The organism is Raineya orbicola (assembly GCF_002843425.1).
GTDB lineage: Bacteria > Bacteroidota > Bacteroidia > Cytophagales > Thermonemataceae > Raineya > Raineya orbicola.
Genome location: NZ_NKXO01000059.1, coordinates 1 through 11,963, shown reverse-complemented (window position 1 = coordinate 11,963; position 11,963 = coordinate 1). Strand labels below are relative to the sequence as shown.

The 11,963-nt window shown below is 37.3% G+C and carries 9 protein-coding genes; 2 read left to right on the top strand and 7 right to left on the bottom strand.

Translation table 11 applies throughout. The features are described from left to right. Nucleotides 1-587 precede the first annotated feature (587 nt). On the top strand, nt 588-875 hold the full coding sequence (locus Rain11_RS12985) for a hypothetical protein (RefSeq protein ID WP_101359802.1): 288 nt from the start codon (nt 588-590) through the stop codon (nt 873-875). Nucleotides 876-1,036: 161 nt separating this feature from the next. On the opposite strand, the gene secDF is transcribed toward Rain11_RS12985, so the two are convergent. From secDF to Rain11_RS12950, 7 genes are all read right to left on the bottom strand, one after another. Then, a complete protein-coding gene (secDF, locus tag Rain11_RS12980; RefSeq protein WP_101359801.1) occupies nt 1,037-4,126 on the bottom strand; it encodes a protein translocase subunit SecDF in 3,090 nt (1,029 codons plus the stop codon). 102 nt (nt 4,127-4,228) lie between these two features. Continuing rightward, nucleotides 4,229-4,558, bottom strand: a complete 330-nt coding sequence (locus tag Rain11_RS12975) for a hypothetical protein (RefSeq protein WP_101359800.1) — start codon at nt 4,556-4,558, stop codon at nt 4,229-4,231. A gap of 99 nt (nt 4,559-4,657) precedes the next feature. Continuing rightward, nucleotides 4,658-5,506 carry a universal stress protein gene (locus Rain11_RS12970; protein WP_101359799.1) on the bottom strand — a complete coding sequence of 283 codons (849 nt, stop codon included), beginning with the start codon at nt 5,504-5,506 and terminating at the stop codon, nt 4,658-4,660. A 73-nt stretch (nt 5,507-5,579) separates the two neighbouring features. Beyond that, nucleotides 5,580-7,775 carry a TonB-dependent receptor gene (locus Rain11_RS12965; RefSeq protein ID WP_101359803.1) on the bottom strand — a complete coding sequence of 732 codons (2,196 nt, stop codon included), beginning with the start codon at nt 7,773-7,775 and terminating at the stop codon, nt 5,580-5,582. 90 nt (nt 7,776-7,865) lie between these two features. After that, the gene (locus Rain11_RS12960) at nt 7,866-8,384 is read right to left on the bottom strand and encodes a hypothetical protein (protein ID WP_101359798.1); all 519 of its coding nucleotides are present in this window, start codon (nt 8,382-8,384) and stop codon (nt 7,866-7,868) included. 5 nt (nt 8,385-8,389) lie between these two features. Then, on the bottom strand, nt 8,390-9,058 hold the full coding sequence (locus Rain11_RS12955; RefSeq protein ID WP_101359797.1) for a ClpP family protease: 669 nt from the start codon (nt 9,056-9,058) through the stop codon (nt 8,390-8,392). A gap of 68 nt (nt 9,059-9,126) precedes the next feature. Beyond that, nucleotides 9,127-10,353: an alanine dehydrogenase gene (locus Rain11_RS12950; protein ID WP_101359796.1), complete on the bottom strand. Its 1,227-nt coding sequence runs from the start codon at nt 10,351-10,353 to the stop codon at nt 9,127-9,129. A gap of 165 nt (nt 10,354-10,518) precedes the next feature. Between Rain11_RS12950 and Rain11_RS12945 the strand changes: the two genes are divergently transcribed. Continuing rightward, nucleotides 10,519-11,625, top strand: coding sequence for a LysM peptidoglycan-binding domain-containing protein (locus Rain11_RS12945; RefSeq protein ID WP_101359795.1), 1,107 nt, complete (start codon nt 10,519-10,521; stop codon nt 11,623-11,625). The last annotated feature ends 338 nt before the right edge of the window (nt 11,626-11,963 follow it).

Here is an 11,963-nt window from a genome sequence, read left to right as displayed (position 1 = left end):
GCTATAAGTATTTTTTTTATACCTCACAAAAAAACAATAAGGATTTTCTTAATGATGAAATCTTTCTTAATTTTGTTAAATTAAACGCCGTCAATATCCACTAATTCATAACTTGGCGGTCATATTGTCCTTGGATTATCTCTAACATCATTTTATCAGGCTATATTATATTCCCTATTAAATTCCTAAATATTCCATTTGTAGATTGGGCAGTACCTAAAATTATTTGTCAGAATATAGTTCAAGACATCAAACTTTTTGCTTATACTGGAACGAATACAACTAATAAAGATTTTTATTCTCTTTTAGAGTTTTGGTTTAACAGACAAACTAATTTTATCAAATCTTTTTATCTGCTTTTTTCACTGATTTGGCTTTTTGAGCTCATCTTTTTACTTTTAATAGTTTGTAAGAAATCTTTTCAAAGATATACTTTATTGATTATCATTTACTTAATATGCAGCATAGGAGTATTATTAGGGCTATTAAATGCTCCTGATTATAGGTTTTCATTTGTGTATTTATCTGGAATATTTGTAATTGGAATAACATTTTTTGCTCAATACTTGAAAATTTATTCAATTTTCTTGAAATATGCAATTCTTATTGTATTTCTGCTCATATTCAAGTTTGAAATTACTTTTAATGATTTAAGAACTGCTTTTATCAGCAATTTACCCCATACTGAAAAAGCCAATTATGAAACACAAAATGGTATAAACATAATCACGAATGATGATAGATGCTTTGACACCCCTCTACCTTGTACCCCTTATTACGAATATTACCTTAAAGGAAAAGTTATTTACAGAGATAGTTCAAATGTTAGAAAAGGATTTAGATTGGTAATAGATAATTATTCAAGTAAATTATAATTGCTTTTTTAGCGAACAATTGCAAATTTTTTATAGGTTTAAAGAATTAACACTATATTTTTTTAGGAACATTAGTTGTTTTAGATTATCTACGTATTTTTTTCAAAAAAAATCTGTAAGGCAGAAAGACCTTACAGATTTTTAGAGGAAACTATTCAATTTTATGCTTGTTTATTTTGTTCTGCCTGCAGTGCCGCTTGTTTTTCGGCTTCGCGTTGGGCTTCTTCTATACCTTTGCGGCGAGCAAAGTCAAGCACCGCAGGAGCGGCAATGAAAATAGACGAATACGTACCAAATACAATACCTATAAACATTGAATACGAAAAGCCTCGTAATACCTCACCTGCAAAGAACAAGAGTATCAACGTGGTTACAATCGTGGTAATACCTGTAACTACGGTACGGCTCAAAGTGTCGTTGATAGCACTATTAAGCTGTAAGGCAAAATCTTTTCCTTCTATGCTTTGGCGAGCAAACTCACGGATACGGTCAAATACAACCACGGTATCGTTGATAGAATAACCTATCACGGTAAGCACCGAAGCAATAAAGATTTGGTCAATTTCAAGATTTAAGCCTAAAAGTTTAGCAATAGGCACAAAAGCAAGCACAATGAGTACATTGTGAGCAAGTGATACCAAAGCCGCCAAACCATACTGCCAATAACGGAAACGTACAAAAATATACAAAAACATCACTATCAGAGATAAAATTACCGCAAAACGAGCTGTTGCCAAAATATCATCAGCCACCGCAGAATCTACTTTCGTAAAGCTCACTATTTCGGGCTTTGCCTCTTGAAACTTGGCAAGTCCTTCTTTGAGTTTAGCTTCTACTTTTTCATCTGCCCCCGCCTCATTGGCAAGATAGCTGGTCGTGATTTTGAGCTGGTTGCTGGTATTGTAAGTTTTTACTTCGGTGCTGGTCTGAAATACTTTGGTAAGAGCCTCACGTACCTCACTCACAGGAAGCGTTTTGTTGAAAGCCACCACATAAGAGCGTCCGCCTGTAAAATCTACACCAAAAGTAAATCCGCCTTGTACAATGGCTAAAATCAAACCTACCAAAACAATACTTGCCGAAAACAAGTAGGCTTTTTTACGGATAGCTACAAAATTGAAGTTGGTTTTAGGGAAAATACTATTGAAAAAGGCAGATTTGAACGAAAGTGTTTTGCCACGGGCAATAACCAAGCTTTCAGTTAGCAAACGAGTGATGAAAATAGCACTGAAAAGTGAAGTACAGATACCTATCATCAGCGTAATAGCAAAACCGCGTACCAAACTCGCCTCACTGAACATATACAAAATCACGCCAATAATGAAGGTGGTAATGTTGGAGTCCAAAATAGAACTATACGCTTTGGTATAACCAATTCTGACAGCTTCGGCAAAGGCTTTGCCTTGTTGCAGTTCCTCTCGGATACGCTCATTGATAAGTACGTTGGCATCAATGGACATTGCCACTGAAAGTACAAAACCCGCAATACCTGATAGCGTTAGGATTGTACCAAAAGATGCCATCACGCCGAGTGTAAAGAAAATATTAGCAATTAAGGCTATCCAAACTATCAGACCTGCTACGTTGTAATACACGTAAATAAACAAAAACACCACTGCCAAAGCTACAAGCGTAGAAATTAAACCTTGATTGATAGACTCTTTTCCAAGCGAAGGTCCCACGATACCACGTTCTACGACTTCGGTAGGAATAGGCAACTTGCCCGATTTGAGAATAGTAGCCAAATCTTGTGCCTCTTCTAATGTGAAATTTCCTGTAATGGAGGAATTTCCGCCTGTAATTTCGGATTGTACCACAGGAGCCGAATACACCCCTCTATCAAGCACTATGGCAATTTGCTTACCGATATTCTCTTTGGTGATTCTTGCCCATTCCTGAGCCCCTTTGATATTCATAATCATTGTTACCCCATAACCTTTTTGAGGGTCATAGTCAGGGAAAGCATTTTCTACCACATCACCACTTAAAAGAGCTTCCCCATCTACATTTGCTTTCAAGAAATAAATAGGCAATTGTCCTTTTACAGGATTTTTTTGTCCATTGGCAAGTAATTCGTCTTGCTCAGCCTTAGCTCCCCACATCATTACCATATCAGCAGGAAAGGCATTTTTTACTTCGGGGGCATTGAATATTTTATTTACTTTGGCAGTATCTTCCAATTTTACGTACAAATTGTTGCCAAAGGGAGTAAATAATTTACTGAAAGCGGCAAAGCGGTCTTGTTTTTCATCTTTTTTCTTGGCGGTATCTTTGGTGGCTTTGCTGGTATCTTTTTTATTATTTTTGGCTGTATCTTTGGTTTCTATTTTCTTGCTTGCAGTATCTGTTTTAGCAGTAGCAGTGTCTTTCTTGATGAAAGGATTTTCGTCTTTTTGGATAGTATCTTTTTTCAAGAAAGGATTATCGTCTTTTTTAGCTTCCTTTTTATCAGATTTATTTGCTTTTTCAAGGTTGTTGGTGTAATCAATAAGTTTTTCTACACCACCTTGCAAAGCGACTTGATCATACACCTGCCAAAATTCTAATTTCGCCTGACTTTTGAGTAGTTTTTCAGTACGTTCAGGGTCATCTACACCGGGCAGTTCTATCTGAATACGTCCCGAAGCAGGTACTTTGGAAATGCTTGGGTTGGCAAGTCCTGTTTTATCAATACGGTCTTGAATAATACGGAAGGCTAAATCAACACTTTCCTCTGTTTTCTTTTCCAAATATGCAATTACATCACTATTGGAAGATTGTAAGGTAATTTCGTTGTTGGTAGAACTTACAAAAAAACGAGCCAGTTGTGTGCCAGGGGCAACTTCCTCAACAGCTTCAGCAAAAAGCCTCACAAAAGGGATTGAGCTACTTTTTTGTTTTTCTTGTGCTTTGGCAAGAGCTTTTTGGAAAGTAACTTCTTTGGCTCTTCTGCCCGCAAGAATTTTTAGCAATTCGGTGTGAGAAACCTGCAAAGTAAATTGCATACCTCCACGCAAATCCAGACCTAAACCGAGTTCGCGTTTTTTGACGCTATTGTAATCATATTTAGCTATGCCAATATCATATACGGTTTCGTAAGATTTGTTACGCAAAATTTCTTGTTTTTTGGCATAGTCAATGTTATTGCCTTTGGTGGCTTGTTTTTCGGCATCTTCGCGTACGCGATAGCCTACCCACGTGAAAGAAAGCGAATAAACACACAAAATAGCAATAATAATTGTCAGAAAAATAATGGCTGAACGATTTTTCATATCTTTAAATTTTTAGTGAAACGAATAAAATAAAAGAAAAAATACAAAGCGGGAATTCAGATTTTCAAGCTTACAGCCTTTTGAAAACCTTTCAATTTTTGATTAAGGGGCTTGTGGGGCTATCAGATGCTCAAAGATTTTTTCAAAAAAAGCTATCCGAAAAATGGGACGAGAAAATGAGCAGATTTCAGTTTCAAGAACAGCAAAAGAAACCTCAAAAAGTAGAAAATAATTGGTTTGCAAACCTGTCACAGAAAAACCCGAAAAGGTAGCTTTTACCTCATAGGCAGAAATTTGCTCCTTAAAAGGTTTTTCTTGCTTTTCGGTAGCCTGATTTTTTTTCTGCAAAAAAAGTAGATTAGCATTTGTTCCTATTAGCCATAAGAACAAAAGCAAAAAAGTACCCAGCAATATGTAAAACTTATTTTTCATTTTGGCGGGCAAAGATAAAGAATTTAAACTAAAATAAAAAACTCACAAATCCGAAAATTTGTGAGTTTAGAAATTTTAATGGCAATTCTGAAAAAATCGCTAATTCGGCTGATACGAAAGTACAGGTATGCCTGTATGGGTAGCCACTTCCTCGGCAACTTGGGTACGGCGATGCCATAAACGCTCCCACAAACCTCTGTAAAAATCTGTTCCTACAAAGATAAGCCCTGCCCCTTCTTTTTCTGCAAAATGAATAATACCGTGGGCAGGGTCTATATCCGTATAAATAGCTATTTCATAATTTTTGATATGCTTATGAATTGCAAAATCCTTCAAAGATTCTTCAATATCCTTGTGGCTCATTGTAAAATTAGGGTGATTGACTTTTAGTAATGTTACTTTTGCCCCCGTAATTTCTTGCCAATCGTTCAACTCGCGGATTACTCTTTCGGGTTCTTCACCAAACTCAGACGCAAAAACAATTTGCTTGATATTTTCAAGTTTTATATCTCCTTCTACAACAATAACAGGGTGCTTGCTATTGCGAATAATTTTGTACGAATTGCTCCCCAAGTGTTTTTTATCCAGCTTACTATGCCCACGCGTACCCACTACAATCAAATCCACGTCATCACCTGCAATTTTTTCTTCTATGCTCGCATATACCGTACCTACATCAACGGTCATTTCTATTTCTACACCTGAATCTTGGTAAGGGGCAACGATTTCTGCCATTTTTTTATGAGCGGCAATATCCATTAGGTTCATCATCATTTTCTCTTCGGGCGAAGGCTGAGCATTTCCATACATACGGGTATCCTGAAAACCCTCTATGATATGGTGTAACATAATTTTTGCCCCAACTTTTTTAGCCAGTTGAACAGCAAAGTCTAAACCTTTAAGCGAACTTTCTGAAAAATCGGTAGGAACAACAATTTTGGGCTTCATACGAGTAAGTTTTTAGTTTTCTGTAAATTAAGTAAAATACTTTGATTTTCGCAAATGATTTTCATTAGAAAAATTACTGATTTTGGGTAGAACCGCTCAAATGTACTCTCAAACCTGTATAAATCATCTGTCCGAAGATAGGTCCCCAGACCATCGTAGCATCAAAATGTGGGCTTTGGGGATTATCAGCAGAAATTATTGGGTTTTCTTGTACAAAACCTAAAAGATTTTCGCCTCCTACGTACCACTCCCAAGTATTCCACTTTTTTGTAATTTGTGCATTAAGCAAACCAAAAGCAGGCGAATATTGCGTTTCGCCAGTTTCCAAAGGGTTGTGCGAAACAGGCAAACGCTGTCTGCCTTGCCATTTGAGGGTTGCATCAAACTGCAAACCGCTACGACGTGTTTCATACGAAGCATTTACAAAAAAGCGATGCCTACTCACATACGGACGCTCTTGCAAACTGCCTGCAAGTGTAGTTTGTACATCGTAATATTTGTAAGCAACTTTGGTTTCCAAACCTGCCAAAAGTCGCATAGCCAGCTCCGTTTGAAAGCTACGAGCAAAGGATTTGCCTTGCAAATTGGTAAAATGGAGTTCCGTAGCGTTTCTATCCATATCTACCACCAACTGGTTTTGAAAAATTGTTTGGAAAAAGTCCGTAGTCCAATCAATTTTTTTGCCCATTCCCCATTTCCAAGATTTTTGTAAGCTAATGCCATAGTTCCACGAAATTTCGGGTTTTAAGTTATTTTCGGCAAAAATAGAGCGATTATTTACCAAGAAACCCCAATTTTCGGCAATGGGATTAGGAACACGGAAACCTCTACCCGCCGAAAGTCTTGCAATAGTGTTTGGGGCAAACTCATATCTGAAATGCAAGCGAGGCGTGTAAATCCAACCAAACAGGTTGTGTTTATCCAAGCGATTGCCCACTACAAGCGTAAATTTTTTAAGATAGTTGTAAGTATATTCAGCAAAAACACCTAAAATATGCTCTCGGCGGGTAAATATGGAATCTTTGAAACTTTCTTGGTAGTCATCAATGGTGTGTGTAATACCTGTTTTGTAGTTGTGTTGGGTATTGCTAATAATGTTGTTGTAGATAATTTGATTGTAGAGTGTTTTTTGTGTTCCTGTGTAAAGATTTTTACCCAAAAAACCTTCTTGATTGTGCCAAATAGCTGATGAAATCCAACCTAAACCTTTATAGGGCTCTTTGGGGTAAAGAATGGCATTTTTAGCAAAAAATTCAGCTCTTTGAGTGCGTGTTTGGGTGCCGTAGGCAGTAGGTAAAGGATTTTTACCCCAAAAACTGCTTTGACCGCCCCTCCGATTATCATAAAGCATTTTTATTCCAAATTGCCCACTCCAACGTTCAGTTTGTTTCTTAAAACGATTGATAACATTGTATTGTGTAAAGAGTGGCAAATCCAAAAATCCATCTTGATTAGTATCAATGTGTCTTTGTAATGTACTGGCGTGTGCCAAAACACTACCTTGCCACTGATGGGCAAGTTTATATCGCATCACGGCATTACCTTCTATTCTGCCAAAGTGGTTGAGATAAGCATTCAAGATAGCTTTTTCTTTCATATCAGGTTTAAGCAATTCCACATTGATTTGCCCTGTCATTGATTCATATCCATTCAAGACACTACCTGCTCCTTTAATCAAATCAATGCTTTGAATCCAAGTACCAGGTACAAAATTCAAACCATAAGTACTTGCCAATCCACGCAAAAAAGGCAGGTTTTCGGCATTGATGAGTACATAAGTGCCGTCAAGTCCCAGCATACGAATTTGTTTTGAACCTGTAACCGCATCAGGATAGCTCACATCTACCGAAGCGTTAGTTTCAAAACTTTCTGAAAGATTGCAACAAGCAGCTTTAGTGAGTTCTTTACGAGTAAGCACTTCGTTGAGCATTGGACTTTCCTTATCTACAAAATGGCTTTCCGCTTTTACCTCTACTGCTTGAATATTTTGCTCCTCTTCTTTGAGCGTAATGCTTACAAAGTCCTGTTTTTCAATAGTGAGTGTATCACTCAAAAAACCCACTGCCGCGATTACTAAACGATTGTTTTCTGAAAGTTTTTCCAAATGGAATTTGCCATTTTCGTCAGAGGTAGTGCCTTTGCTTGTTCCAAGCCAAAAAATATTAGCTCCAACAATGGGCTGTTTTTGGGTATTTTGTACAATTCCTTGTATATGTTGTGCTTGTACTTGTCCGAGCAAATACAGCAAAATAATAGTAGTGCGTTTCATAAAAATTAGCATTTTTAAGGGTGAATGTTGAGAAAAGAAAAATTTGCTTTGCAATTCTGCTTGCAAACGCTTTGCTGAAACGCACTGGAGCTATATTAGATAAATACAAGTAAATTGAAGAAGGTTTTTTCCGAACCGCTTTGGCGGCGGATTAGCAAACTGAAATGTTAAAAGTGATTTTTCAGAAGGATAAGCAAGAAAAATGGCTTCAAAAGTAAAAAGCAAAGGCTTATGAGCTAAACAATCAAAGGCAAAGGCAAAATTTATAGAAAAATCAGCACTTAACTTGTAAAATTTAGCACTCTCTATACAACAAGCCGTATTTTGTAAAGTATGACAAACATCATTTGAAGGGATATTTTGATGAAAATTACAACAGATATTTTCAGGCTTGGCGAAAATAAATGTTTTTTCACCTTTCAATTTGCAAGAATGTTTGAAAACAGCAATGCCCGTCTGTGCTAAAAGAAAAGCACCTAATATACAAGCGGTTGTTATAGAAAGAAAAAAACGAGGCATTGCGTATTTTTCTTTTGAAAACGAAAAAATTTGCTTTTTAGTTCTTTGGGGGTGTTTAGGGGCTTCGCCTTCGGCGAAGCCCCTAAACAAAAATATTATTTTCTCACCAAAACCTCATCAATCAAGCCATATTCAAGGGCTTCTTCGGCTTTCATCCAATAATCTCTATCTGAATCTTTGGCAATTTGTTCTACGGATTTGCCTGTATGCACCGAAAGAATTTCATACAATTCATCACGCAGTTCAAGGATATGTCTTGCACTGATTTCTATATCGGAAGCCTTACCACCTGCTCCCCCCAAGGGCTGGTGAATCATAATGCGAGAATGTTTAAGTGCCGTTCTTTTTCCTTTTGAGCCACCCGAAAGCAGTACTGCCCCCATAGAAGCCGCAAGTCCTGTGCAAATGGTAGCGACATCAGGTCTAACGTACTGCATAGTATCGTAGATACCCAAGCCCGCATAAACCGAACCACCAGGGCTATTGATATAAAGCAAAACGTCTTTTTTGGCATCAACCGATTCCAAGAAAAGCAACTGAGCCACTACAATATTAGCCACATAATCATCAATCGGAACGCCTAAAAAAATAATTCTATCCATCATCAGACGCGAGAATACGTCCATTGCAATGGCATTCATACGGCGTTCTTCAATGATATTGGGGGTAAGGTTGGTTACAGTATCAACATAATCATCAAAAACTAAACTATTGATATTCAGATGCTTGGTAGCAAATTTTCGGAATTCATCTTTGGAAAACATAACTTGTTGGGTTTTATTTTGTGCGAAAATAATTCAAACGAATACGAGTTTTATTCAAATTAAAAATATCAGAAGCCAGCCAAAAGTAAGGCAATATCGTTAAAAGGCATTTCCAACTTTCTACCTACGGCGGCATTGGTGATTTTCCCCCTGTACGCATATACGCCCTTGGTAGCCCATTTGTTGGCAAGCATCATCTTTTCAAAACCACCTGCCGAAGCAGATTTAAGCAGTAAAGGTACAAAAATATTGCTCAATGCAATGCTGGACGTATGAGCCACTCGTGAAGCAATATTCGGCACACAATAATGAATAACACCGTGTTTTTTGAATACAGGGTTCTGATGAGTAGCTATTTCGGAAGTTTCAAAACAACCGCCTTGGTCTATGGTAACATCAATAATTACTGAATTGGGCTTCATTTGAGCTACCATTTCCTCCGTAACTACGCACTGAGGACGACCTTCTTCGGGACGCAAAGCTCCAATCGCTACATCAGTACGGCTCAAAGCCTCTGCCAAAATATACGGATTAAGCGTAGAAGTATAAACCTGATGCCCCAATGTATATTTGAGCCTACGTAACTTGTAAAGGTGATTGTCAAAAATTTTAATTTCTGCTCCCAAACCCAAAGCGGTACGTGCCGCATATTCCGCCACGGTACCTGCCCCAATGATAACAACCTTCGTAGGAGGAACTCCTGTAATACCCCCCAAAAGCACTCCCCTGCCCTTATGCACCGAACTTAAATATTCTGAAGCTATCAGCATTACGGTACTACCTGCAATTTCGCTCATAGCTCTCACTACGGGCATACCCCCCGATTTATCTTGAATATACTCATAAGCAATACCTGTAATGCGTTTTTTATTAAGTTCTTGGATAAATTCTTTGGAAATTTTTGCCATTGGCAGCGTAGAAATAAGCGTTTTGCCCGGCTTTATCATTTCCAATTCCTCTAAAGTAGGCGTTTCTACTTTCAAAACCACTTCCGAAGCATATACCTTTTCTCTATTGTATTCAATTTTAGCACCAGCCTCACCGTACTCTCTATCATAAAAATGAGCGTTTTCACCTGCTCCACTTTCTATCACTACCTCGTGTCCATTGGCAACTAATACCGCAACACCTTCGGGGGTGAGTGGAATACGATTTTCAAACGCATAACTTTCCTTTGGGATACCAATAGTAAAAGTATGTTCTTGTTTTTCAACTTCGGCAAGTTGCTCCTGTGGATAAAAAAAATGCTCTTGAGCTAATTGCTCAAACTCAAAAGATTTGAGTTGCTTGCTCATACACCTACTTTTTCAAAAAATATTCACAAAGCTACAATTTTATTTTGTAAAAAGCAATTTCAAAATTGATAAAAAAATTTGCGTAATTCGGGCAAAATACAGATATTTAGGCAAAATTTGCGTTTCTATCCAAAAATTCAATCGTCATTCCTAAAAAATTTTGTTATGAAACTTACATCAGTGTTTTTTTTGATTGCTTTTAGTCTAATTCAAACCCTTTATGCTATCCCTTTGGACTCACTTCGGTTGGAAATTGATAAAAACAAGAAAAAGGCTTGGATTATACACAAAGTAGAAGCGAAAGAAACGCTTTTTGGGCTGGCTCGCCGCTACAAAACCACTGCCGATGAAATTATCAAAGAAAATCCACAAGCCAAAAATTTGCGAATTGGTGATATTCTGCGTATTCCTTACAAAGCTTTTGAAAGCCAAGCAGTGCTTACTGCTCCCAAAGAAAAGAATAATACTGAAAATAAGTCGCTCAAACATACCGTAGAAAGCAAAGAAACTCTTTACAGCATCGCCCGCAAATACAATGTTTCGGTAAAAGATTTGCAAGCGTGGAATAAATTAGAAAATAATGAAATCAAGTTAGGACAAGAACTCTGGGTTTCGGCTCCTACACCAGAAAACAAAGAAGTAAAGCCTCAAGAAAAAATAGAAGCCAAAGAGAAAAACGAGAAACTTGAAAAAACAGAAGTTAAAGAAAATAAAACACAAGTGCAAATGCACGTAGTACAAGAAGACGAATCGCCTTACACTATTGCCAAAAAGTACAAAGTCAAACTTACTGAGCTTTTAGAGTGGAATAACCTCAGCCAAGATAGCCGTTTGCAGATAGGACAAAAACTTGAAATTTATCCTTCGGGCTATAAAAAAGAAAAATTGGAAGCCAAAGTAGATAAAAACCCTTCGCAGGAAGTCAAAGAAAATAGCGAAAATAAAACAGAACTTAACGAAGCCGAAATGCCTGAAATTACCCGCCAAACCATTACTATCAGTGGGTATAGTAAGATTATTGAAAAAGGTATGGCAGTAATGATGGAAGATGAAAAAGCAGGCAATTACACAGGTTTGCATCGTGAAGCCCCTATTGGTACAATTGTTGCTATCAAAAACGAAGCCAATGGTGAAAGCGTTTTTGTTAGAATTGTTGGCAAATTACCCAGTGCAGGCAATAATAAAGTGCTTATCAAGGTTTCTAAAAACGTTTTTGAAGCTCTTGGTGCAAAGAAAAATGCCGTGCCTGTGGAAGTTTCATATATTCCTTAAAACTAACTTTATCCAAAAATTTATGAAAAAAACATTTTTCGTTGCGATTACTCTTTTGTGGAGTTACAACTCAATTGCTCAAAACAATCAATGCCCTCTGACGCTGGCTGATATTGAGCGAGTTTTTGGTAGTGGGTAGTGGCTTTCAAGCAGAGCCCGCAAGTAAATTTGGCGAAGTTACTTCGTGCAGATTCAAAACAAAAGATTACACACGTGAGTTAAGCGGCAATATCTTGAAAAAGTTCAAAATTTGTAAGTAGATTTTTTTCTTGAAAATCTCTAATAGTGGGCTTTTTATCTAGGAATTTGTAGGCAATAATTCCAGACCACAAATTGAC